We start from the raw sequence: 25159 nt of genomic DNA, 5'->3' as shown, positions 1-25159 counted from the left end.
GAAGGTTTTCTATATATGACAAAGATAAACTTAATCGCGGATGTTCATTGCTCTTAACAAGCGATTGTTGACATCCTCCCAGTCCACAATATTCCACCAGGCTTCCACATAATCGGCTTTCTCTGTTTTATATTGTAAATAATAAGCATGTTCCCACATATCAAGGACAAGGAGCGGAATCATCGAAACGAGGTGATTCTGCTGATGTTTCTCAATTGATTCAATTACAAGCCGGTGGTTAACTGGATCGTACAATAATGCAGCCCAGCCCGGACCTTGGACACTTTTGGCGACATTTGTAAAACCTTCCTTAAAATGGGCGAAAGAACCAAAATCCCTATTAATCCATTGCTCTATCTGTTTGCTTGGTACTTTTGATGAGTATGGGGTCATATTTTTCCAAAAAACAGAGTGAAGCAGATGCCCTGATCCGTTGAAAGCCTGCTCTCGTAACCAATGTCTTAACATATCCGGTTCATGATTACGGTAATAAATCTCTTCTTCAGCTTTATTTAATCCATTCACATACGCTTGATGATGCACGAGATGGTGGAGCCTCATGATTTCTTCACTAATATATGGCTCCAATGCATCATAAGCATAGGGAAGCGGGGGAAGAACATGATTCGCATAATCTGCACGGATTAGTTCTTTTGAAGAATCACTTAAATGACGCCGCAATTCCTCCCCTTGCTGGTGGAGCTTCATTAATTGTTCTTCTTCCACGCCATTTTCAAGAGAAGCTTGAATTTCCTCGTCCCAGTTTCCCCAAGTATTTATCGTTTCCTCCGGTAAATCTTCCATTTGTATGGTCTTCTTTACATCATCACTCCACTTTTTTAACGCTCGTAAATACAATTCATTCATATTAAAAAGCCCTCCTCCAAAGTATTTTATGAAGGGGGCTGCTAATTGCGCCTATGAACTACTCTTCTAGTTCATCATTAAATCGTTCGAAAAACAAATCAACTTCTTGATTGTTTGTATCGTCTGTCGTTTCCGGAAGTGGCGGCAATTCGTCAAGGGAAGTTAAACCAAAATAAGTCAAGAAATCTTTCGACGTTCGAAAGAGGATGGGACGTCCAATCGTTTCTTTTCTGCCCATCTCTTCAATTAATGAGCGATTAAGTAATGTCTGAACCGGTCCATCGCTCTTCACCCCTCTGATCTCATCGATTTCCGCCCGGGTGATGGGCTGCTGATAAGCGATGATTGCAAGTGTTTCAAGGGCTGCCTGTGACATTCTTGTCGAGCGGGGTGTTTCAATTAATTTCTTGAAATACGAGCTATGTTCCGGTTTCGTTGTCAGGTGCAATACTCCATTTGCTTCCATGATTTTCAGTCCACGAGTTTTCTGTTCATAATCATCTTTTAATTCATCAATAAGCTCTGTTGCTACGTCTTCTGTAATATTAAGCACTTTACTTAATTGTTTAATGGTAACTCCTTCATCTCCTGTGGCAAAGAGAAGCCCTTCCGCGACAGCTTTCAGTTCTCCGATATCCACTTTCATTCCTCCATAGCATACAAATATAACACATCAAAATGCTTCGTTTGTTTACAATAAATTTGTCTATCCTTCATTAGTTCTAATAAGGCAAGAAAGGTGACGACTATATGGTTCCGGGTGCGCTCCGGAAATAATTCATCAAACCGGACGCCTTCCCTTGTTTTATTAACGATGGAAAGCACTTCTTCCATCCGCTCTTCTATTGAAATTTCGGCGCGCTGGACTTTCGTATCAAGCGGTTCACTCCATTTTTTCCTTTCTAGCATCTTACCGAGAGCACCAAGCATATCATAAATCGTAATTTCCCCTTGTACAACAGGCGGTTTTTTAGTTAGGATTTCATCAAATCCCATCGGTGGCCGTGTAAAGGTGTGAGTTGCTTCTTCTTCTTTCTTCTTGAACTTCTCAGCGGCTTCTTTGTATTTACGATATTCGATTAAACGCTGCATAAGTTCATCCCGCGGATCTTCCATATATTCTTCCACGTCTTCCGTCATTTCTTGCTTAGGTAGAAGCATTTGACTTTTAATTGCGACAAGCGTCGATGCCATAACGAGATATTCACTTGCAATATTCAACTCTAACACTTGGAAGGTATGGATATATTGCATATATTGTTTCGTTATGTCTGCTACAGGGATATCATAAATATCAATCTCATATTGCTTGATTAAGTGTAATAAGAGATCAAGCGGCCCTTCAAATTGTTCTATTTTCACCTTATAAGCTTCTTGCATCATTTGCATCCTTTCTAGAAAAGAAAAAAATATTATGTAATCTGCCCAAACATATTTGTTAGCAACACATAAGCTATATCGTAAGCAAAGTCAGAATGCTCTTCATCTGACTTTATCACCTACGCATTACGTAAAGGAGGTTTTTAGTTATGAGTGGTTACGGTGGAGGCTTTGCAGGAGGGTTCGCGCTAATTGTCGTGCTGTTTATACTCTTAATTATTGTAGGGGCAGCATGGTTCTAAGTCGAATGTAGGTGATTATTCTACCGGCTTAAAATAGCAGGTATAAAAGCCAGCCCGGTTGATGGGGCTGGCTTTTACTACTCAATCGAGTCACATTTCTCATAAAACTGTCTGATTTGTTCACTTGGGTAAACAATATATTTCTCACTATATATTTCTTTTATTTCTTGTATTAAAGTTTTCCCTAGGCCTAGGTTCCGGTGGGATGGGTTGACGGACAAATCTTGAATAATCGCATTCATTTCATCCTCCATTCGAACACCAATCGTACCTAGGATGTCATCTTCCTCGTTTTTCCATAAATACAAATGCCAATCCGGATTCGTTTCATACTCTTTTATATGTTGCTGGAGCTTTTTTACATCCCTTTTTTCATCAGGCATAAAAGATAATAAGCCCATTGCAATTTTCTCCATATTTTTCTTATAGCGAATTAACATATTAATCCCTCATTAATAAACTTAAACTTATATTAAGTCATTTCAACAATGAATCATTCTAAAGCATATATATATTTATGGCATTTTAATGCTAGTTTGTCAACAAAAATCGGTTATGAAAAAATGAATGGTCCTTAGTGCTCTAGAATTATTCAGCAGATACCCGCACTTCTTTCATGACATCACCATTCTGCATATTACGTGCAACTTCTAGTCCAGAAGTGATTTTTCCAAATACAGTATGGACTCCGTCTAGATGTGGTTGCGGTTCATGGACAAGGAAAAATTGGCTTGAGCCTGTGTCTTTACCAGCGTGTGCCATAGATAATGCTCCTGCTTCATGTTTGTGCGGATTACCTTCTGTTTCACACTTAATGGTCTTACCACTGCCACCAGCCCCAGTTCCTGTCGGGTCTCCTCCCTGGCTAACGAAACCAGGAATTACGCGGTGGAATGTCACCCCATCATAAAATCCTGAATTTGCAAGTTCTTCAAAGTTCTTTACCGTGTTCGGTGCAGCTTCAGGGAAGAATTCCATTTCAATTTTTTCCCCATTTTCCATTTGTATATAGCCTGTTTTAGTCATGCAAAACGCTCCTTCTATGTTTAGTTCATATTCCAATCTAGTTTACCATTTTCGATTATTATTGAAAAGAAATGTCATATCATTCATAGGATAAATCATTTTTTACAATGTCTTCTACGCTCTCTCTTCTTACAACGAGTCTATCCATACCATCTTCAACAAAGACTACCGCAGGCTTTGCTAAACGGTTATAATTACTTGCCATAGAAAAACCGTAAGCTCCGGTTGCAAAGACTGCAAGTACATCTCCGGGCTGGACTTCCGGAAGCGGCAGATCCCAGATAAGCATATCTCCTGATTCACATGCTTTCCCTGCAATCGATACAGTTGTTGTCGGTTCTTCCGTCGCTTTATTAGCGAGAACTGCTTCATACTGCGCCTCATAGAGGGCTGGGCGGATATTGTCAGCCATCCCACCGTCAACTGATACATAATTTCTTATATTGGGAATTTCTTTGGATGAACCAATCGTATATAAAGATACACCAGCATTTCCAACAATCGAGCGACCTGGTTCAATCCAGATCTCCGGCAGGGATATGTTTAAACGCTCACTGTTTTCTCTCACAGCTGCAACGATTTTTTCCGCGTAGATATGATATGCCAAAGGCTCATCTTCTTCTGTATAACGAATCCCGTATCCTCCACCAAGATTTAATACTTCCGGAACAAAATCTACTTGATCCAACCACTTTTCTAGTTGATCGAATAATAGATTAACAGCAACCATAAAACCTTCTGTTTCAAAAATTTGTGAACCGATATGGCAGTGTAGTCCCTTCAATTGAATATGTCCATGATTATGTAAGAGTTGAAAAGCTTCATCCGCTTGCCCGTTAATAAGATTAAAGCCAAACTTAGAGTCTTCATTCCCCGTCATAATATATTGGTGAGTATTCGACTCGATACCAGGCGTTACGCGAATAAGAACATCGATTGTTTTATTCTCTTCCCGAAGAATTTCTTCAAGCAATTGAATTTCATACAGATTATCAATGACGATACAGCCAATGTTTTCGTCAACTGCCATTTTTAATTCTTCTCTGCTTTTATTATTGCCGTGTAAGTGGATCCGCTCTGTTGGAAATCCAGCTTGAAGGGCGGTATATAGCTCCCCTTCTGAAACGACATCAAGACACAAGCCTTCCTGTTTCGCAACTTGTACCATTGCAATACTGGAAAATGCTTTACTTGCATATGCCACTTTAGCTTGGACATCTAAATCTTTAAACGTTTGGACGAAGCTTCGCGCATTTTTACGGATAATCCCCACATCATATACATATAATGGGGTTCCATATTTTTCAGCAAGCGTCAGACTATCAACGCCCCCGATCATTAAGTGCCCTGCAGCATTAACCTCAAATGGATGGTGGTCAATTATCATCTTCATCTCCCCCGTACGCTATATTGTAAAATGATACATTACTTTACCATATTAAAGGAGAAAACAAAAGCACAATGCCTTAAAATATTATAATTATACACTCAACGCATCACTTTCATTCAGCGTAAGTGCAACTCTCTTTCCAGGGTCCGCAGTCCAGACACCTCTCGCACCTGCTGAGCGGCTGGTGAGCCTCCTCGGGCTAACGCCCTGTGGGGTCTCACCTAGGCCTATCGACGAACAGGAGGTTCTAATGCCGGCATTGGTCACAGGAAGTGACCGCACTTAGCCGGCCTCCCGCAGGAGTCTCGAGGTGTCTGGACTGCTCCGAGGGGAAAGCCAAATTTGGAACCCTATTTATTATTCTAGGGATAGAACGCTCATCATGATTGGATCGTTTCCAATAATAATGTACTCTACCAGTTCAGTTGCCCGGCGGACGGTGACTCCTACGGGAAAAGCACGAGTCCAGACCTGAGCAGGAAGCGGTTTTCTTCCGAGGCAGACTAAGAACGCTCTCGTATGTGGCAACGTCTGACATTAACGTCCTGTGCGTCGAGGCTGAGGCCGTACCCGTGGAAAGCATCCGTCCGCCGGGTAACTGAACGGCGATTAGAGATCTAAACTAAAGGAAACGAGCAAAGACACTTACGCTGAATGAAAGGGAACGAATTATTTGTCTTTTCCTTTCCCTTTTTCAAGTGGTTGCCGGTAAACATTCTTCGGATGAACAATGCTTGGTCTTCTGTTCGTGTACGGAACAGGAATACGAAAGATGATATGGAGCAATGCACTTGGATTATAAGGAATGAACGGCCAGAAGTACGGCGTTTTCAATGATTTTTGCTCTACCAAAAATAAAATCGTTAACGTAAAACCAATCATTAATCCATTAATACCAAATAGCGCCGTTACAATCACTAGAAAATATTTAAGAATCTTATTCGCTGTCCCTAACTCATAACTAGGCGTCACATAGGAACCGATTGCTGAAATAGATACATAAAGGATGACTTCCGCACTGAACATACCAACATCAATCGCGATTTCACCAATCAATACCGCCGCAATCAAACTCATCGCAGTGGAAAGAGGCGTTGGGGTATGAACAGCTGCCATCCGCAAGAATTCAATCCCCAAATCGGCTAAAATGATTTGAAGAACGATTGGCACACTTCCTTCTTCGTTTGGACCGATAAAAGCCAGATTTTTCGGTAATAAACTCGGATCCTGGACAAACAATATCCATACGGGAAGCAGAAATATTGATAAGAATACGGCTAAGAATCTTATCCATCTTACGAAAGTACCAAATACCGGTGATTGTCTGTATTCCTCCGCATGCTGCAAATGGTGAAAATAAGTTGTAGGAAGAATAATCACACTTGGTGAAGAATCAACCGTCACTATTACATGTCCCTCTAACAAGTGATTCGCTGCTACATCCGGACGTTCGGTATAACGTACTAATGGAAAAGTATTCCACTTTCTTTTAATAATAAACTCCTCTAGTGACTTGTCGGCCATGGATAAACCGTCGACTTCAATACCTTCAATTCTTTCCTTGACTAAGTCTACAAGACCATCGCTGGCTATATCTTTAATGTAAGTGATACAGACGTCCGTTTTAGACCGTTCTCCCACTTTCATCATTTCATTACGCAAACGAGCGTCCCGCAATCTTCTTCTCGTTAAAGCAGTATTTTCTACCACATTCTCTGTATATCCATCTCTGGAACCCCGAATGACTTTTTCTGTGTCCGGCTCTTCAGGTGTTCGCCCAGGGTAATGTCTTACATCAATTGAAAATACTTGGTTATATCCATCTACAAATATGACAACCAAACCGGAAAGCATTTCATCTACTGCTTCATCCAATGTTTTCAACTTAGCTACCTGTTGATGTACTAAGCGGTTTGTAAAAATTTCGGGAAACTTCTCCTTTTCTTTCTCATTTTCATTCAAGTTAAGCATTTCTATTAATAACTCTTGAACGATGGTCGTATCACAAAGCCCGTTAACAAAATACAGTTGAACACGGCGACCAAGTATAATAACTTGCCGGTAGTCAACATCATAGGAAATATCCAGGCCTAACCTTTCCTTCATATACTTTTCATTTTTCTTAATATCTTGATATACTTTCGTTTTTACTTCCATCCCGTTCACTCCGAATTCTCGTTTAGTACGAATCTAAACCGTTACGAAATATAGCCATTGAAAAAGTGAGCCAATAATTTTACCGAACATAATCGCCATTAATAACCAAAGTAAAAAACTATCCAATTTTACTCGCTTCAGCAAAATAGGAAACACATTCAGTATTTCTGTAAGTGCCGCTGCGAGCATCCCATTAAAAATCCCATGCAATAACCCCCATAATACGAGCAGTATAACCGGCTCCTGCCAACTGCCGTTAAAGAAGGTGAGAAAAGTTCCAAATAATAAACCTAATATAATACTTGCTGTATATATTTTAATAAATGCTTCGCTTTTACTTAGCTGAATGAGGCGCGGAATGATCCTTAATACTGTAATAAAGGCAACAAAACCAGCACCAACCGTAATGCCACCACCAAAACCGATGAACGCTTGCGCGAGATTCAGACTAATTTCTTTCATCGAGCTCATTCTCATGCATCACTAAATACTGATTGAGTTCAGTTTGATAATTTGAGATTTCGATCTCAAGAGGACTAGGCTCTTCGTTAAACCGTTTATTGAACCAATGGTTGAAAAACAATAAAGTCCCGAGACCGAGACCAAGGGAATAAGGGATTTGAATCCATAATGGAAATTCATTTTCTTCACCGGTTAATATATAGTGGAGCTTCTGTTGAACTTCCTGCATGCTGACATCATAATGAAAGTTCATGATAGTCATTGCTGTACCAATAAATAAAAGCAACCAGATTAATACTGCAATAAACAAATTTGCTTTTTTCTTTTTCTTTTCTATCCGGATGACCGTTTGATCCGGTCCAACTGATTGGATATCCAGTTCAGGGAATTCTTTTATAAGTTCTTTAATAATGAGAAATACGTCAATGACAAGGATGTTGAGGTCTTTATCACTGATGCGGTAAATTGGTTTATTTTCAAGGTTCTCTTTAATCGCAAAAGGTGCTGCTATATGGGCAATATCTCTGAGATGCAGCTGCTTATTTTCATTTACATCCACATTACGCTTCATTCGCAAATAGACCGTATGAACCATAACATCATCAACCTTTACCGAGCATTTTGCTTAGTATGAGTATTTCGATTGAATTTTATCCTCCAAAAAACAATTTCAGAAATATATTCTATCGTTACAGAAATATACAACACTTTCCGCAGGGGCGAACAGAAATACCCCCAGCAAGGATCCCGATATCCATGCTGGGGGTATGTTTAGATTCCTAAGTATTCTTTTATCTCTTGTAAGAGCTTTTTTTCAATTCGTGATACTTGGACTTGGGAGATTCCTAGACGTTCTGCTACTTCCGTCTGGGTCTGGTCTTTATAATACCGCAAATAAACAATTAATCGCTCTCTTTCATCTAAATGCTGAATCGCTTCTTCCAAGGAAATTTTCTCAAACCACTTCGTATCCTCCGTTGAAATCTGATCTAGCAATGTAATCGGATCACCATCATTTTCAAAAACCGTTTCATGTATTGATTGCGGTGTTCTTGCAGCTTCTTCAGCATGAATGATTTCTTCTACGGAAAGATCCAACTCCTGCGCAAGTTCACTTACAGAAGGGGATCTGCCCAGTTCCTTCGTCAAGGCATCCTTCGCTCTCCGTATTTTATTCCCTGCTTCCTTTAACGTCCGACTCACCTTTACGCTCCCGTCATCTCGAATGAACCGCTGAATTTCACCGATAATCATCGGGACGGCGTAAGTGGAAAAACGTACGTCATAGGTTAAATCGAATTTATCGATGGATTTGATTAAACCGATACTGCCGATTTGGAATAAATCGTCCGGATCATACCCCCGATTGATAAAGCGTTGCACGACGGACCAAACAAGCCGAACATTCTGCTCCACCAAGAAATCCCTTGCTTCTTTATTGCCATTTTGGCTTTGGAAAAGTAGTTCTTTAACTTCCTCATTCGTAAGCTTATGCTTATTTGACTTTGGTTTTGTATTAAGATCCATTGGCTTTCATCCTAATTATAAACCGTTTTATTATTTATTAATTGCTTTGACATCTCTACCGTCGTACCTTCACCGGGACGGGAAACAATCTCTACTTTATCCATAAAGTTTTCCATAATCGTAAAACCCATACCTGAGCGCTCTAGTTCTGGTTTGGATGTATAGAGCGGTTCACGGGCTTCTTCAATATCGTCAATACCTAATCCTTTGTCTTCAATTCTAAGTTTAACTTCATTATCCTCTATTGAACAAAAGATTTTAATGAAATGATGAGGTTCATTCTGGTAACCATGAATAATCGCATTGGTTACCGCTTCAGAAACAACGGTCTTCATTTCTGTCATTTCCTCAACCGTAGGATCTAATGGAGCGATGAATGCTGCAACAGCTACTCTCGCAAAGGCTTCATTCTCACTAACACTCAAAAATTCCAATTGCATACTATTTTTCATGATGCCACCCCCAAGGTTTCCAAAGCATTTTCCTCATTTTCAGCAAGACGGATAATTTTAAATAACCCAGCCATTTCAAACAAGCGATTAATCGCTGGTGTAACAGAACAAACGACCATTTCACCACCAAGCTGTAATACTTCTTTATATCTGCCTAAAATAACGCCTAAACCAGAACTATCCATGAATGAGATTCCACCCAAGTTTAAAATAACATGTTTTACAGGACGACTATAAAGCATGTCTTTCCACTCTTTTCGAAGCGTTTCAGCTGTATGATGGTCCAGTTCTCCCGTCAGTCTGACAATTAGTACATCCTCCTTCACGGAAAATAAGGATTGTAATCCCAAATTAATCTCCTCCTCTTTAATTCCTTAATCTATGTTTCTTTATTCCTTCGTCTAATTCCTGCATGATGACAAAACTAGTCAGAATAACCGTTTATTCGACCCTTATTCAAAAACAGCCACTTCCTGTAAAGACCGTTTCATTAAGGTGAAAAAAGATGCCTTATGAATTGGGTGTTCTACGGTCAGCGGGGATTCGATTATAATTTCTTCACCATTTTTAATCAAAAGTGTTCCAATTCTGTCCCCTTGTTCAATTGGAAGACTGATATCGTCCATCAATTCATATTCTGTTGTTAAATCTTCAAGCTTTTGACCCTTCGTATGAATCGTGCTTATCGGGGATGCAGTAATGATATTTGTTTTTTTTCTGTCACCTTTTAACGTAGTAATTTCGGTAATGACCTCGCCTTCTTCATAGAGCCTTTCCGTTTCAAATTGATTAAATGCATAATCAAGCATTGAGGAAACAGCAGCATTTCTCGCTTTCGAGCTCTCGTATCCTAAAACGACAGCAACAACTCGCATGTCATCCTTTTTGGCAGTTGCAGTCAAACAATATTTCGCTTCACTCGTGTACCCTGTTTTTAATCCATCTACTTCAGGGTAAAAACGGACGAGTTTGTTTGTATTGACAAGCCAGAATTCCTTATCAGTATCTTTCCGTAAGTAGTCCTCATAAATCGAAGTAAATTCTGTGATTTTTTCGTATTTTAGCAGTTCGCGTGCCATCATTGCCATATCATAAGCTGTGCTGTAATGATCATCTGCTGGTAGTCCGGAAGTGTTTTGGAAGTTGGTATTTTCTAGACCTAGGGATTTCGCTTTTTCATTCATCGCTTTCACAAAAGCTTGCTCACTTCCCGCAATCCGTTCAGCAAGTGCTACACTCGCATCGTTTGCTGATGCTATTGCAATACCTTTCAAAAGATCTGTAACCGACATTTCCTCCCCTGCCTCAAGGAAAATTTGCGATCCACCCATAGACGCAGCATTTTCACTCACACGCACCTTCTCATCGAGTGATAAGGACCCTTCATCGATCGCTTCCATGATTAATAAAAGAGTCATGATTTTCGTCATACTTGCGGGTGGTAATTTTTCATGAGGATTCTTATTAAATAAAATGGTGCCAGTGTCCTGTTCAATCAAGATTGCTGACTTGGCATCCTCCGCGAGTTCCGGCTGATTTTCCTCCTTTGAAGCTGCATGAACTGCAAGTAGTGGGGTGAAACTAGTAAATAGTAAAAACGAGATAACTGTTAGAAGAATACTGCTTTTATTCATAGATTTACCTCCAAAATATAGTATGGAACTAGGATGCCCAATTTGGAGGGTTTTATACAGTAAAAAACCCTTATTCATTTGAATGGAATAAGGGCTTAATGCGTTTAGTTAAGCTCTTGGATGATATGCTTTGTACATATCTTTCAGTCTTTTCTTCGTAACATGTGTATAGATTTGCGTGGTGGAGATGTCCTCGTGACCAAGCATTTCTTGGACGATCCGTAAATCAGCGCCATTTTCGAGCAAATGGGTGGCAAAGGAGTGGCGTAAAGTATGTGGTGTTATATTTTTCTTAATACCAGCTTCTAGTGCTTTTTTCTTGAGGATTTTCCAAAATCCTTGTCGTGATAACGGTCTTCCATGCTGGTTGACGAAAAGTGTTTGCGTACTTTGTCCTTTAACAAGCTTCGGTCTAGCGTTTTCTAAATAGTCTTCAATCGCATGGATTGCTGTATTTCCCAATGGAACGATACGTTCTTTAGATCCTTTGCCGAAGCATTGCACAAATCCCATCATAAGATGCAGATCATTTGTTTTCAGTTCAATCATTTCCGTCACCCGTAAACCTGTTGCATACAATAATTCGAGCATCGCTTTCGTTCGTAATTCTAGCGGGGTGTCATCATTTATTTCAAGAAGCTTATCAATTTCCTCTTGCGCTAAGACGTCTGGTAACGTGCGGTCGTTCTTCGGCTTTTCAATATGGAGGCTAGCATCTTGTGCGACGATTTGCTCCCTGACTAAAAATTGATGGAGTGAACGGATAGAGGAAATATGCCGGGAAATGGTCGCAGTTGATTTCCCGTTATCCTTTAGATGATAGAGAAACTGTATAATATCGTTACGTGAAACTTCTTTCCAGTTCGTTTTAGCTGCTTCTTTCTCCAAATGTTTTATATAATTTTTTAAATCTCGCTTGTAGGAGGTCAGCGTATTTTCCGCTAGACCCCTTTCAATCTGTAAAAAATGCAAAAAATCTTCCAGTTCATTATGTAACATCGTTCTCATCCCCTATATTGTCTAATTTACCCTTTTTCAGCTCAAATGTAAATGACAGTCTGACCGAATATATGGAGTTAGACCGCAGCATTTACTTGAGTTTCTTATACACAAAAAAAGCTTCATCCCGTTTTTGGACAAAGCCGTTCTTTGCATTGTTATTGTACTTTCACTACTGATTCCTGGCATTGTTTGCAAATTCCATGAAACGTCAAACGATGATCCATCACCTGGAAACCGAAATCATTTTCAACAATTTTTTCAACATCTTCTAATAGATCATTAACAATTTCTTCAACAGAGCCGCATTCAATACAAACTAGATGGTGATGAAAATGTTTAGCGCCTTCTTTACGAAGATCATAGCGAGAGACACCATCTCCAAAATTTATTTTATCGACAATCTTCAGTTCAGATAATAACTCCAATGTTCGGTAGACAGTCGCTAAACCAATTTCAGGCGATTTTTCTTTAACTAATAAATAAACATCCTCCGCACTTAGATGATCTTCTTCTCTTTCTATTAATACCCGAACGGTTGCTTCTCGTTGCGGTGTCAATTTATAATTCTGTGCATGGAGTTGTTTTTTAATTTGTTCAATCCGATGTTCCATTCCCTGTTCGCCTCCCTCATAATCCCAACTTTATTATAGGCACCATTCGTAAGCGTGTCAAAGTATAGTCTATCACTTTATATTAATAATAATTATAAAGAAGGTTCGATTATAAGTAAAATGATTTGATTAGCGCCTCCATCAAACCACCGGAAATATAAACTTCAACGAAGGATGCGCCGATTGATACGATAATCAGGATTGAGAATATGACGATGTAATTGACAAATGGTTGCCAAAGCGAATCAACATTTCTTCTCGAAAATATTTTCCGTAAACTGAAAAGCGCAAAGATCATCGCCATTGTGCCGGCAAATATATAGATTGGGATGGCAATTAAATTATGTGGGGCTATCGTTAAAGTTGAAAACAAAAGACCTTCTGAACCTAGCTGATTAACGATGAAACCAACAGAGAATCCAATGACTAAGCCTTTAATGAACAATAAAATCCAAATAACCGGCAAGCCAATCACAGAAAGACCCAGTACAAATAATAACAAAAGATATTTCAAGTGAAAATAAAAGCTATCTTTCCATACCATAAAGCGGTCCACATCTTGTTCGTCTATCGTATGATTGAAAAAACGTTCCAAATAAAAAAACAAGTCCTGTTTCTGGATAAAATTCATGCTGTTAACGAGGAGCGCACCGAAGATGATTCCCGTTAACAGCAAAATGCACATGAATAAATAGATGATAGCGTAAGTTCGTATATGGTTGGCGAACCGTAATTTAAATTCTTGCATGTGGACCCTCCTTCGCATATTTCTATAATTATGCTATGAGGGTCTATAATTAAATAGAACTTATTACTAGATTCACCCTTGAAAAAGAAGAGAGTTTAATTGCTGGAATCTGTTTCACTGGCAACAACTTTACCATATTTACCGCCACCACCTGCTGCTATTTGCAATTCTCCATTCCGGTTTGCTAATATCATCTCGGCCAGTTTAGCAGGGACGACTTCTTCCAATTCTTCTTTACTCACCCGGTGAATGATATTCATTTCTGTACCGAATGCTTTTAATAGTTTTGCGTACGTTTTCGCACCTAAGGAAGGGATGAAGTCAAGCGGAACTTGGTGTACATAGGTTGGACGTTCACGAGAATATTCATTCGTTTTTAACATATCAATCCGTTCCTTCACACCATTTATCCGCTGTAGGGAGCCGCAGTTACTGCACGGTTCATTTTTAGGCGCAGGGTGTAAACATTTTTTACAAACCGTATGATAATATTTTCCAAGAAGTGGATTCATTCCATAATTACGAACTATTTTTCTTCCTTTGACGTGATGGATTGCATAGTAAAGCTCCTTAAAACTCGGTGTTTTCATAAGCACTTCCTGATATTCCCTCGCCATCTTCCCTAATGAATGGGCATCAGAATTCGTTAAAAATGTATAAGGATTAAGCTCATCAATCCCGTCAACCATATACGTGTCCGAACTAAGACCTAGCTCGACTGCATCAATTAATGAGTCATCTAATACTTCCCGGAGTGACTGCTGCACCCCTTTTCCGTATAAACTCTTAAATGGGGTGAATATATGGGCCGGAATAAACAAGCCGGATAACTCTTTTACTTTATACTGTAAATCCTTTGCGGAACCATAATACCTTTGGGAGCTGAGGTTAATATTTGTCATCCGTTCCCTTAGCCAAGCTGTAAAGGCGCTCATACTTGCTAGAGTCGGGAAAAAACAAAGCACATGGATCGGTCCTTTACAATTTTCATCATAGATTTCGATCTCTGAGCCTAGAATCAATGTCACTTGTTTGAACTGGATTCCACCATCTTTCAATTCTTTAGCCTGCTTCGTATCGATCAATTCCTGAATTTCAGCTTGTACGGCAGGGGCGTGGCAATCGATCACACCAACCATATCCAATCCCTTCTTTTCATCTGCTTCCTTTAGAATATTGGATAAGGTAAGTGTCTTTGCTCCTGTAATCTTCACCGGTCGATTATGGTAATCCCTGCCGATATGAATATGCAAATCTACAAAATACGATGATAAGTTCATTACATCCTCCCAAGAGCGTGTAAGTAGAGAATGGCATAATTTGTTTTCGCATCATGAATCTTTTCTTCTTCGACGTACTGCTTCGCTTCATCCAGTGTCAATTCAATGATTTCGATAAACTCATCGTCATCTCCTTGAACTGGTGTCTCCAACTTTTCCAATGTATCCGTAATGTAAATATAGATAAGTTCATCTGCAAAGCCAGGTGATGTATAAAAAGATGTGACGAAATTCAGTTCTTTCGTCGTATAACCCGTCTCTTCCTCCAGCTCGCGTATCGCTGCTGCAAGTGGTTGTTCATTATCATCCAATTTCCCTGCCGGTATCTCTACTAATGTTTTTTCAAGCGGTTTACGATATTGTTTCACAAATACGATTTTTTTATCCTTTGTAATCGGTATAATTGCCACTGCACCAGGATGTTTGACAATCTCCCTTTTTGCTTTTTCACCATCTGGTAAAACGACATCATCGACTTGCAGATCAATTATCTTTCCTTCATATATTTTTTCTGTATGAATTGTTTTTTCTTCAAAATTTTTCATTATAATCTCCTTTATTTCCTTGTATGTCTCACCATTTTATCATATATTTAATTATTAAAACTAGTAACTGATTGGCGTATGTCACGAATCTTCCTTATAATAGAGTTAACTTGAAACTAGTGAGGTGCAAGACATGAAAATGAATCAATTAGGGAAATCAGATATTTATGTATCCGAGCTTACCCTCGGTTGTATGTCCCTTGGACAAGACAAAAATAAAGCAAAAGAAATTATCAGTACCGCATTAGCACAAGGGATTAATCATCTCGATACAGCTGATTTATATGATTTCGGATTAAATGAAGAAATTATCGGAGAAATTATTAAAGATAGAAGACAAGATGTGATTCTCACTACGAAAGCTGGAAACCACTTTTCAAAAGAAACGAAGGATTGGTTCTGGGACCCGTCTAAAGAATATATCATGCAGGCTGCAAAAGAAAGCTTAAAACGACTCCAGACCGATTATATTGACTTCTTCATGCTTCATGGCGGAACGATGGAGGATCCAATAGACGAAACGATTGAAGCAATGGAAGAACTGAAAAAAGCAGGATTAATCCGAGCTTACGGTATCTCCTCCATCCGTCCTAATGTAATTGATGCATATGTGAGAAAATCTTCCATCGATGGTGTCATGCTGCAATACAGCTTGCTTGACCGCCGGCCGGAAGAAAGTGTATTAAAGCAGCTGGATGATAATAATATTAGTGCAGTAGCAAGAGGGCCACTAGCGAAAGGGATGCTGAGTACATATTATAAAGAAAATATTACGAAGAAAGCTGCAAAAGGTTTTCTCGATTATAACCAGACCGAGCTGCTGCAAACAGTTGAAAATATTGCCGCACTCTCTGAAGGTATGCCAATGAACGAATTGGCTTTAAAATATGTCTTACAACACCCTGCCGTGACAACAATTACCTTTGGTGCGAGTACGACAGAGCAAGTCATAGAAAATACCAAGGTTGATTTAACTACTGGATTATCTGAAGAAATGTATGAAAAATTAAAAGAACAAACAAAACGAAATATCTATGAGCAGCATCGGGTCTAAACCTACAATGTTTCGAAAGGATGGATCACTTGCAGACGATGATATTCGCTCACCGCGGAGCAAGTAACTATGCCCCGGAAAATACGATGCCCGCTTTCGAGCTCGCCTATCAGATGGAGGCGGAAGGAATTGAAACCGATGTACAATTAACAAAAGATGGCATCCCCGTTCTGATTCATGATGAAGACGTCCGGCGAACGACGAATGGAAGAGGTTTTATTATAGATCATCGATTAGAAGAACTACTGAATTTGGACGCTGGCGCTTATTTTGCACCTAAGTTCAAAGGTACCCGCATATTGACACTTGATCAATTCTTAGAGTGGGCATGTGATAAGCCGTTACACTTAAACTTAGAACTGAAAAATAATAAGATAGCCTATGAAGAAATTGAAATTAAAGTTCTTGACGCAATACGGAACTATAATGTTAAGAAGCATACGACGATATCGAGTTTTAACCCGGAAAGCGTCAAACGGATGAGGCAACTTGATCAGACATTAGACGTTGCCCTGCTCCGTTCAAGGAAACATCCTAATCTTGTGGGGTATGCCAAGGAATTAGGAGCAAGCTCTCTGCATGTTAAACATACCTTACTCACCCCATCCTTAGTTAGGGCATGTAAAGCTGCAAACATACAACTTCGGGTTTATACTGTAAATCGGACGATCTTAATAAAAAAATGCCTAAAACTCGCTTGTTCCGGCATCATTACCGACGTCCCGGATAAAGCACATCACATCCGGAATAATTTTAAATAAACCATCTATCACCTTCGTTCAGCGTAAGTATTTTGCTCGTTTATTTAATTTAGCGCTCTAATCGCCGTTCAGTTGCCCGGTGGACGAATGCTTTCCGCGGGCACAGCCGAAGCCTCGACGCACAGGACATGGCGAACTTAGTCTACCTCAGGCTGAGCACTAAGGGGTCTCCGGACTCGTGCTATTCCCGCAGGAGTCACCGTCCACCGGGCAACTGAACTGGTAGGGATGATTACTTTGAATGGAAATTATCTCCTCCCAATGAGCAAACATCGTACCTGTTAAATAATAGTGTTCTAAGTCAGGCCTTTCCTCGGAGCAGTCCAGACACCTCGAGACTCCAGCAGGAGGATAGGCCTAGGTGAGACCCCGCAGGGCGACAGCCCGAGGAGGCTCACCAGCCGCCTGCGGAAAGCGAGAGGTGTCTGGACTGCGGACCCCCAGGAGAAAGTAGAAAGTTGCACTTACGCTGAAAGTAAAGGTATACCTAGCTGTCTAAGAATACGGAAGTTGGATTAATAAGTAAACTATTTGTTTCGGAGGAAATCGCATGGAAATTACATTTCTTGGTACTGGCGCAGGTCTTCCATCGAAAAGCAGGAACGTGTCGGCTATTGCCCTACACCTTCTGCAAGAAGAGAATCAAATCTGGTTATTTGATTGCGGAGAAGCAACCCAGCACCAAATCTTACACACTTCGATTAAACCGAGGAAAATAAATAAAATATTCATTACCCATTTACATGGCGACCATATTTTCGGTCTCCCTGGCCTGTTAAGTAGCCGCTCCTTCCAAGGAGGAGATGATGCTGTCACAATTTACGGGCCACAGGGTTTACGTGATTATATCGTAACAGCACTGCGAATCAGCAAATCCCATTTGAACTATCCGATAACGATTAAAGAAATTAAAGATGGGACGGTTATTAAAGAAGACAACTATACAATTTATGTAAAAGAACTGGATCATGGAATCCCGAGCTTCGGTTATCGAATTGTCGAAAAAGACTCCCCTGGGGAGTTACTTGTAGACAAATTACAAGCAAAAGGAATACCAGCGGGACCGTTATACGGTAAAATTAAAAGTAATGAATATATTAATACGAAAGACTATGGTATACTCTATCGCAAAGATTTCCTCGGCCCAGATAAACCTGGGAAAATCATTACGATTATGGGAGATACCCGTTATCGGGAAAGTTTTACTTCTTTTGTTGAACGGTCTGATGTGCTCATTTATGAAGCCACCTTTAACGCGGAGCAGGAAGATTTAGCTTTTCAATACTTTCACAGTACAACGAAGCAAGCCGCAACCCTAGCGAAAGAAGGGAACGTAAAACAATTAATCATGACTCATATTTCGTCACGTTACCAGTTAGCAGATTATGAGGATTTATTAAAGGAAGCTCGAGAAGTTTTTCGAGACACAGAGCTTGCAAACGATTTTTATCATCATCAAATTAGGTAATGAATGAGGGTTACACAGTAGGAGAGAGAAAAAATGAATCGTATCCAAGAATTAATAGAAAATCAGCGAACCTTCTTTATCCATGGGAACACCACTGATTTTGAATACCGCAAAGAAAGTTTATTAAAATTAAGGAAAATGCTCAAAGAAAATGAAACAGAGATTTATTACGCTTTAAAACAAGATTTAAATAAATCAAAACATGAAGCCTTTGTGACAGAATTAGGCTTCTTATATTCCGAGATTGATTTTACATTGAAAAATTTAAAAACGTGGATGACTCCGGAAAAAGTCCCGTCCCCATTATCACATAAAGGATCGAAATCCTATATAATGAAAGAACCATACGGGGTTGTACTAGTTATATCGCCATGGAATTATCCATTACATCTTGCACTCGCACCCGCAATTGCGGCTCTTGCAGCTGGAAACTGTGTCATTATTAAACCATCCGAACATGCAATAGCAACATCCCAATTGCTACGTGCGCTCATACAAGATACGTTTGACCCTTCTTTAATTGACGTTGTTGAAGGTGGTGTAGAAACAACAGAAGCACTTCTGAAAGAAAGGTTTGATTATATCTTCTTCACCGGTAGTGCGAACGTTGGAAAAATAGTAATGAGAGCCGCAAGTGAACATTTAACACCGATCACGCTTGAATTAGGCGGAAAGAGTCCAGCAATTATTGATTCTGACGCCAATGTTAATCTTGCAGCTAAACGAATAACATGGGCGAAATTCACCAATGCGGGACAAACGTGTGTAGCCCCGGACTATCTCTATGTTCATGATGACGTCAAATTTAAATTTATGAAAGCACTCGTGAAACAGATTAAAGCCTTATTTGGAAAGCATCCGTTATACAATGAGGATTATACAAAAATAATTAATGAGAAACATTTCAACCGGTTAGTAAATTTTATTGATCAGGAAAAAGTTATTCATGGCGGAGGTTTTGCGCCTGACACGCGTTTAATCGAGCCGACTGTGATGGATAAAGTGACCTGGGATGATCCAATTATGCAAGAAGAAATTTTCGGGCCACTTCTCCCTGTTCTTTCCTTTTCCAATATTGAAGATGCCTTGTATACAATCAAGCGACAAGAAAAGCCGCTAGCTCTCTATTACTTTGGAGAAAATGAAAAAATTCAACAGCAGGTCATTGAGTTTATTTCCTTTGGTGGTGGGGCCATCAATGATGCTGTCTATCATTTAGGCAATCCGTTCTTGCCGTTTGGCGGTGTTGGCCAAAGTGGAATGGGAGCCTATCACGGTCAATACGGCTTTGACACATTTACCCACCAAAAAGGCATCCTTAAACAAACAACCAAATTCGACTTCCCGTTCCGTTACCCAGGAAGCAAGCTAAACACTTCAGTTGTGAAAAGAATCATGAAATAAACGGTAACTAAATAAGCTACCAAAAATCCGCAGTGCAAAGGAATCGGGGCTGCGGATTTCGTTTATTTTTTAAAGTCATCGAGGAAGTCTTTTTGAAAGCTTGTTCTGAATTCATTGGAATCATTGTCTTCTTTATTAGGTAATGCCTTAAATGTGTCCTCGCCAAATTTATCTGCAAGTTGGTTTACCGTCTGCTTTAACTTCTCTTTTTTCACCGCGTCTTCATACGTAAATAAATCAAGCTGCTCCCCAACATTACGCTTATCTTCTAGATGTTGAGCGGTCACTCCTAATAGCCGGATGGGTTGCTCATTCCAATGCTGCTCGAATAACTCAACCGCTATTGGCAGGAGATCCGCCTTCTCATCGATATATGTATCCAATTTCCTGCTACGCGTAACCGTCTTCCGGTCATGATAACGAATCATAACTTGCACACTTTTCCCCACGACTTCCTTTCGCTTCATGCGGCTAATGACCTTCTCAGAAAGCTTATCAAGCAAGTAGTGAATCTCTTGAAGGTTCGTTGTGTCGTATGGTAAAGTTTGTGAATTGCCGATACTTTTGAAATCAAAAATCGCATCGGGGTCGACTTCCCGATTATCAATGCCGTTTGCACGATTGATCAATCGCTCCCCGTTGATGCCAAGCAATTGCCGTAACTCATAAACATCTGCTTCCGCCAAATCTTTAATCGTATGAATTTTAATCGCTTTTAATTTTTCCGCCGTCTTTTCCCCCACACCATACATTTCATCAATGGGAAGTGGCCACAACGTTTCGGGCAACTCCCTTTTTCGGATAATGGTTATACCAAGGGGTTTCTTGAGGTCTGAACCCATCTTTGCTAAGAATTTGTTCGGGGCAATACCGATACTGCATGGCAAATCTAGTTCATTTAATATCCGCTTTTGTAAATTTCGAGCAATCTCTATAGGAGTACCTTGACCCTCCACGTCCGTCACATCTATGTAGCCTTCATCAATCGATACAGGCTGAACAAGTGGGGTAATTTCAGACATCATCCGGAAGATTTCACTTGAAGCAGCCCGGTACCGTTCAAAATTCGGCTTCAAGATGATAAGTTCTGGGCAAAGTTTCTTCGCTTGCCAAACCGTCATAGTTGTCCGAACTCCTTTTGCCCTTGCCTCATAACTGCTCGTTACAATAATCCCTTTTCGTTCTTCAGGGTTTCCTGCAATAGCGACAGGTTTTCCTTTCAGGTCCGGATTGAAGGCCATTTCAACAGATGCATAAAAACTATTCATGTCTATGTGAAAAATTACTCTTCTTCTCCCTGTTGGCTTCAGCGTAGACATGTTAACCACCCTCTACTGATTGGTTGTCACTCTCTATTATATCATAGAAAAAGCATCCATTAGGTCTGAATCAGACCCTGGATGCCTATTATAATGGTTTAATTTATCATTACTTTGTTGTTTCCATAACAATTGCTGTAATTAGTTCTGTAATTTTAATCAAATTGTCTATGGAGATTCTTTCTTTCGTCGTATGGATTTCTTCATAACCTACTGCAAGGTTCACGGTTGGAATTCCGAAACCAGCGATAATATTGGCATCACTGCCACCACCGCTTTTCAGCAGTTTACTTTCTCTACCAATCGATTTCGCGGCTCTTCTTGCCACTTCAACGACTTGGTCTCCACTTTCTTGTTTGTAGCCGGGATACATGAGCTTTATTTCTACTTCCGCTTCACCGCCAAGTTCACTCGCTGCGTGTTTAAACGCTTCTTTCATTGCTGCTGTTTGTTTATCGAGTTTCTTTTTGTCTAAGGAACGAGCTTCTGCAATAATATCTACATGATCTGCAACGATATTCGTTTGTTGTCCCCCTTCAAAACGACCGATATTTGCCGTTGTTTCTTCATCGATCCTTCCAAGCGGCATCTTAGATACTGCTTTGGCCGCAATCGTAATCGCAGAAACACCTTTTTCCGGCTCGACTCCAGCGTGCGCAGTTTTCCCTTTAACGGTTGCGAAGATCTTCGCCTGATTCGGCGCTGCGACAATAATGTCACCAACATCACCATTACTGTCAATTGCGTAACCGTAATCAGCGTGAATAAGAGAAGCGTCTAATGCTTTAGCACCTACTAGACCAGATTCTTCTCCGACTGTAATAATAAATTGAATATCTCCATGCTCCACATTTTCTTCTTTTAATAAACGAATCATTTCTAAAATTGCTGCAAGGCCAGCTTTATCATCTGCGCCAAGAATGGTAGTACCGTCAGACTTAATATAGCCGTCTTCTATTACTGGCTGGATATTTTTCCCTGGTACAACGGTGTCCATATGGGAAGTAAAATAAATAGTATCGCCATCCGATTTGGTCCCTTTTAGTGTACAGATTAAATTTCCTGCACCGTGACCAGTCTTTTCCTTTGCATTGTCTTCTTTCACTTCAACCCCAAGTTCAGTGAATTTCTTTTTCAGTAAAGCTGCAATTTCTGCTTCATATTTTGTTTCTGAATCCACTTGAACGAGCTCAAGGAATTCCTCTACTAATCTTGTTTCATTTACTGTGACCATTATTTAACCTCCAATTACTCTTATTAAATTATAGTGTGTGTTCAAAAAGAAGCAAGGTCGGCTAAGTAGTAGGGTGGCCTTGGCAAATTCGCCCCTAACGTACTATGCGCCGAAACTCGAGATTGCGAGAGCTCTCCGTACCGGAATAAGCTGGTGAGATATGAGAAAAGCAAAAGCAAGCCACCCAGCTTATCACTTATGTGACGGATTCTATACCATTCGGCTTAAGTAGAACTTCTACATTCATGAAGTGCCCTTTAAACAAGACTTTTTGAACAACCTCTTATAAAGGTATATTTCCATGTTTTTTATGAGGCCGTTCTTCCTCTTTGTTCCGCAGCATTTCTAAAGCTTGAATAAGCTTAATTCTCGTTTCCCTTGGATCAATGACGTCATCAACCATACCTAGACCTGCAGCTATGTAAGGGTTAGCGAATTTCTCGCGGTAGCTTGCAATTTTCTCTGTCCGCAAGCTTTCCGGATTTTCACTTTCAGCGATTTCCTTTGCGTATAGAATATTAACTGCTCCTTCTGGACCCATTACAGCTATTTCAGCGTTCGGCCAAGCGAAAACGAGGTCAGCACCGATTGACTTACTGTTCAATGCTACATAAGCTCCGCCAAATGCTTTTCGCGTAATCACCGTAATTTTGGGAACAGTTGCTTCTGAGTAAGCATATAAAATTTTCGCCCCATGACGTATAATACCACCATGCTCTTGTTTTACACCAGGGAAAAATCCGGTAACATCTTCAAAAGTGATAATCGGTATATTAAAGCAATCACAGAAGCGAATGAATCGGGAAGCTTTATCACTTGAATCAATATCAAGTCCACCGGCCATATATTTCGGCTGATTACAGACAAGACCAACTGCTTCACCTTTAATCCTAGCAAAGCCAACGACGATATTTTTCGCGAAATCTTGATGAATCTCAAAGAAACTATCTTCATCAACAATCGCTTCAATAACCTGCTTTACATCATACGGACGAACTGGATCAAAGGGGATGAGATCTGCTAAATTTAAACGGAGCTCTTCTTCCATTCGTTGCTCCTCATATGGCTGTCGCTTAGGCTTCTCTTCAAAATTCGCTGGAATATAGGATAATAGTTTTCTAACTGTATCAAGAGCAGCTTCTTCAGTTGGAGTTCTTATATGCGCATTTCCGCTTTTTGTATTATGGATCGAAGCACCGCCAAGGTCCTCTGAAGATATTTTCTCTCCAGTAACCGCTTCAATCACTTTCGGTCCCGTAATGAACATTTGTGAGGTCTTCTCCACCATTATGACAAAATCAGTTATTGCAGGTGAGTAGACCGCTCCACCCGCACTTGGACCCATAATAACTGAGATTTGCGGAATAACACCTGAATAGATGGAGTTGCGATAAAACACATGCCCATAGCCATCCAATGAAGAGACACCTTCCTGGATGCGTGCGCCGCCTGAATCGTTCAATCCGATAAACGGTACCTTTGATTTGGCTGCAAGGTCCATTACAGCCGCAATTTTTTCTCCATGCATCTCACCAAGAGCACCGCCATAAACAGTAAAGTCTTGGGCAAATAAATAGACAGGTCTTCCATCGATTTTTCCGTAGCCTGTTACAACTCCCTCTCCCTTACCGCTTGAGTTACAGAAGATAATCAATACGTTCCCTTGCAGTCATTTTCCCTTTTTCATGCTGCCTTTTAATTCGTTCGTCCCCTCCGCCTAGTTCAACTTCCCTCCGTTTATCATACAACTCATTAATCTTATCATACATATCCATCACTCATCACTTCCTTTTGCCTGTTCGCATAACTCAACTAAGACACCATGAGCTTCTTTCGGATGAATGAAAGCGATTTGACTGTCGTTTGCACCTTGTTTCGGTTCTTCATTAATGAGGCGGATGCCTTGTTCTTTCAACCGGGAAAGCCTCACCGCTAAATCTTCCACTTCAAAGGCTATATGATGGACGCCTTCCCCACGCTTTGTTAAAAATCCTTTGATCGGTGACTGGTCATGCAATGGTTCGAGTAATTCAATTCGTGTTTCCCCTATTTTTAAAAATGCGATTTTAACACCTTCCGACTCAACCTCTTCAATTGCTTCCACTTCAAGGCCGATTGTTTCCGTAAAAAAATGCAATGCGTCTTTAATCTGATGAACGGCAATACCAATGTGGGCAATCCTTTTCGGAGGAACTGGCGCTTCTTCCGGTCGCAGGAGATTCTTTAAATAAACAGCCATTTCTTCTGTTGATGATCCGCTCGTGAATATTCGTTTTATACCTTTTTCAAGCAGGAATGGTATATCCTCATTCGGGATAACTCCCCCGCCAATTACCGGAATATCCCCTGCATTTCGTTTCTCCAGTTCTTCAATTACTTTGGGAAATAGTGTATTATGTGCCCCTGATAAAGAAGACAAGCCAACAACGTCAACATCCTCTTGAATAGCCGCAGTAGCAATTTGTACAGGTGACTGACGCAGCCCGGTATAGATTACTTCCATTCCGTGATCACGCATTGCCTGAGCAATGACGAGTGCTCCACGATCATGCCCATCGAGTCCAGGCTTCGCAATTAGTATTCTGATTTTCCTCAT

General features: G+C 40.3%; 26 protein-coding genes and 1 pseudogene. 5 read left to right on the top strand and 22 right to left on the bottom strand.

Translation table 11 applies throughout. The features are described from left to right. Positions 1-30: 30 nt before the first annotated feature. The 3 genes from SPD53_RS01575 to SPD53_RS01565 are packed head-to-tail and all read right to left on the bottom strand — an operon-like array spanning position 31 to position 2247. Positions 31-867 carry a superoxide dismutase gene (locus SPD53_RS01575; protein WP_336251458.1) on the bottom strand — a complete coding sequence of 279 codons (837 nt, stop codon included), beginning with the start codon at positions 865-867 and terminating at the stop codon, positions 31-33. A gap of 58 nt (positions 868-925) precedes the next feature. Further along, complete coding sequence (scpB, locus tag SPD53_RS01570) at positions 926-1507, bottom strand: SMC-Scp complex subunit ScpB (protein ID WP_156855925.1); 582 nt, start codon at positions 1505-1507, stop codon at positions 926-928. A 2-nt stretch (positions 1508-1509) separates the two neighbouring features. Beyond that, positions 1510-2247 (bottom strand): segregation/condensation protein A, encoded by a 738-nt coding sequence (locus SPD53_RS01565; RefSeq protein WP_156855979.1) that lies wholly within the window; start codon positions 2245-2247, stop codon positions 1510-1512. Positions 2248-2396: 149 nt separating this feature from the next. Here SPD53_RS01565 and SPD53_RS01560 point away from each other — a divergent pair, with 149 nt between their 5' ends. Further along, a complete protein-coding gene (locus tag SPD53_RS01560) occupies positions 2397-2489 on the top strand; it encodes a YjcZ family sporulation protein (protein WP_156855926.1) in 93 nt (30 codons plus the stop codon). A 77-nt stretch (positions 2490-2566) separates the two neighbouring features. On the opposite strand, the gene SPD53_RS01555 is transcribed toward SPD53_RS01560, so the two are convergent. From SPD53_RS01555 to SPD53_RS01485, 15 genes are all read right to left on the bottom strand, one after another. Then, on the bottom strand, positions 2567-2929 hold the full coding sequence (locus SPD53_RS01555; protein WP_336251457.1) for a GNAT family N-acetyltransferase: 363 nt from the start codon (positions 2927-2929) through the stop codon (positions 2567-2569). Between the two features lie 148 nt (positions 2930-3077). Continuing rightward, positions 3078-3515 carry a peptidylprolyl isomerase gene (locus SPD53_RS01550; protein WP_156855928.1) on the bottom strand — a complete coding sequence of 146 codons (438 nt, stop codon included), beginning with the start codon at positions 3513-3515 and terminating at the stop codon, positions 3078-3080. 79 nt (positions 3516-3594) lie between these two features. Beyond that, on the bottom strand, positions 3595-4902 hold the full coding sequence (lysA, locus tag SPD53_RS01545; protein ID WP_336251573.1) for a diaminopimelate decarboxylase: 1308 nt from the start codon (positions 4900-4902) through the stop codon (positions 3595-3597). A 672-nt stretch (positions 4903-5574) separates the two neighbouring features. Continuing rightward, entirely contained in the window at positions 5575-7062 is a 1488-nt protein-coding gene (locus SPD53_RS01540; RefSeq protein ID WP_336251456.1) for a spore germination protein, read from the bottom strand. 33 nt (positions 7063-7095) lie between these two features. After that, entirely contained in the window at positions 7096-7524 is a 429-nt protein-coding gene (locus SPD53_RS01535) for a stage V sporulation protein AB (protein ID WP_188856791.1), read from the bottom strand. Then, complete coding sequence (locus SPD53_RS01530) at positions 7511-8119, bottom strand: stage V sporulation protein AA (RefSeq protein ID WP_188856792.1); 609 nt, start codon at positions 8117-8119, stop codon at positions 7511-7513. Before SPD53_RS01530 ends, SPD53_RS01535 begins: the two co-directional genes overlap by 14 nt. Before the next feature lie 176 nt (positions 8120-8295). Next, complete coding sequence (gene sigF / locus SPD53_RS01525; protein ID WP_336251455.1) at positions 8296-9051, bottom strand: RNA polymerase sporulation sigma factor SigF; 756 nt, start codon at positions 9049-9051, stop codon at positions 8296-8298. Positions 9052-9062: 11 nt separating this feature from the next. Beyond that, positions 9063-9503, bottom strand: coding sequence for an anti-sigma F factor (gene spoIIAB, locus SPD53_RS01520; RefSeq protein WP_156855933.1), 441 nt, complete (start codon positions 9501-9503; stop codon positions 9063-9065). Continuing rightward, positions 9500-9853, bottom strand: a complete 354-nt coding sequence (gene spoIIAA, locus SPD53_RS01515; RefSeq protein WP_229782628.1) for an anti-sigma F factor antagonist — start codon at positions 9851-9853, stop codon at positions 9500-9502. The genes spoIIAB and spoIIAA overlap by 4 nt, the downstream gene beginning before the upstream one ends. A 102-nt stretch (positions 9854-9955) precedes the next feature. Next, the gene (locus tag SPD53_RS01510; protein ID WP_188856793.1) at positions 9956-11137 is read right to left on the bottom strand and encodes a D-alanyl-D-alanine carboxypeptidase family protein; all 1182 of its coding nucleotides are present in this window, start codon (positions 11135-11137) and stop codon (positions 9956-9958) included. Positions 11138-11245: 108 nt separating this feature from the next. Beyond that, positions 11246-12136: a site-specific tyrosine recombinase XerD gene (gene xerD / locus SPD53_RS01505; RefSeq protein WP_156855936.1), complete on the bottom strand. Its 891-nt coding sequence runs from the start codon at positions 12134-12136 to the stop codon at positions 11246-11248. 158 nt (positions 12137-12294) lie between these two features. After that, complete coding sequence (gene fur, locus SPD53_RS01500) at positions 12295-12750, bottom strand: ferric iron uptake transcriptional regulator (RefSeq protein ID WP_156855937.1); 456 nt, start codon at positions 12748-12750, stop codon at positions 12295-12297. Positions 12751-12859: 109 nt separating this feature from the next. Next, positions 12860-13498 (bottom strand): stage II sporulation protein M, encoded by a 639-nt coding sequence (gene spoIIM / locus SPD53_RS01495; protein ID WP_336251454.1) that lies wholly within the window; start codon positions 13496-13498, stop codon positions 12860-12862. 95 nt (positions 13499-13593) lie between these two features. Next, on the bottom strand, positions 13594-14778 hold the full coding sequence (locus SPD53_RS01490; RefSeq protein ID WP_336251453.1) for an endonuclease Q family protein: 1185 nt from the start codon (positions 14776-14778) through the stop codon (positions 13594-13596). After that, positions 14778-15323 carry an NUDIX hydrolase gene (locus SPD53_RS01485; protein ID WP_156855940.1) on the bottom strand — a complete coding sequence of 182 codons (546 nt, stop codon included), beginning with the start codon at positions 15321-15323 and terminating at the stop codon, positions 14778-14780. Before SPD53_RS01485 ends, SPD53_RS01490 begins: the two co-directional genes overlap by 1 nt. 133 nt (positions 15324-15456) lie before the next feature. Here SPD53_RS01485 and SPD53_RS01480 point away from each other — a divergent pair, with 133 nt between their 5' ends. The 4 genes from SPD53_RS01480 to SPD53_RS01465 all read left to right on the top strand — a co-directional run bounded on the left by SPD53_RS01480 (position 15457) and on the right by SPD53_RS01465 (position 20010). Further along, a complete protein-coding gene (locus SPD53_RS01480; RefSeq protein ID WP_156855941.1) occupies positions 15457-16377 on the top strand; it encodes an aldo/keto reductase in 921 nt (306 codons plus the stop codon). Between the two features lie 20 nt (positions 16378-16397). Then, complete coding sequence (locus SPD53_RS01475; protein ID WP_442946170.1) at positions 16398-17138, top strand: glycerophosphodiester phosphodiesterase; 741 nt, start codon at positions 16398-16400, stop codon at positions 17136-17138. Positions 17139-17688: 550 nt separating this feature from the next. Beyond that, entirely contained in the window at positions 17689-18606 is a 918-nt protein-coding gene (gene rnz, locus SPD53_RS01470) for a ribonuclease Z (RefSeq protein WP_156855943.1), read from the top strand. A gap of 33 nt (positions 18607-18639) precedes the next feature. Next, positions 18640-20010, top strand: coding sequence for an aldehyde dehydrogenase (locus SPD53_RS01465; RefSeq protein WP_156855944.1), 1371 nt, complete (start codon positions 18640-18642; stop codon positions 20008-20010). Between the two features lie 62 nt (positions 20011-20072). Here the strand turns inward: SPD53_RS01465 and SPD53_RS01460 are convergent, their stop codons facing one another. The 4 genes and pseudogenes from SPD53_RS01460 to mce form a co-directional block, all read right to left on the bottom strand. Continuing rightward, positions 20073-21329, bottom strand: coding sequence for a DNA polymerase IV (locus SPD53_RS01460; RefSeq protein WP_442946169.1), 1257 nt, complete (start codon positions 21327-21329; stop codon positions 20073-20075). A 109-nt stretch (positions 21330-21438) separates the two neighbouring features. After that, positions 21439-22563 carry a M20/M25/M40 family metallo-hydrolase gene (locus tag SPD53_RS01455; RefSeq protein ID WP_336251452.1) on the bottom strand — a complete coding sequence of 375 codons (1125 nt, stop codon included), beginning with the start codon at positions 22561-22563 and terminating at the stop codon, positions 21439-21441. 283 nt (positions 22564-22846) lie between these two features. Further along, positions 22847-24338 (bottom strand): annotated as a pseudogene (locus SPD53_RS01450) (acyl-CoA carboxylase subunit beta). Beyond that, entirely contained in the window at positions 24338-25159 is an 822-nt protein-coding gene (gene mce, locus SPD53_RS01445) for a methylmalonyl-CoA epimerase (RefSeq protein WP_336251451.1), read from the bottom strand. Before mce ends, SPD53_RS01450 begins: the two are co-directional and overlap by 1 nt.

This window comes from Oceanobacillus sp. MO10714A (assembly GCF_037072045.1).
Classification (GTDB): Bacteria; Bacillota; Bacilli; order Bacillales; family Amphibacillaceae; genus Oceanobacillus; species Oceanobacillus indicireducens.
This window is presented reverse-complemented; position numbering and strand designations above follow the sequence as displayed.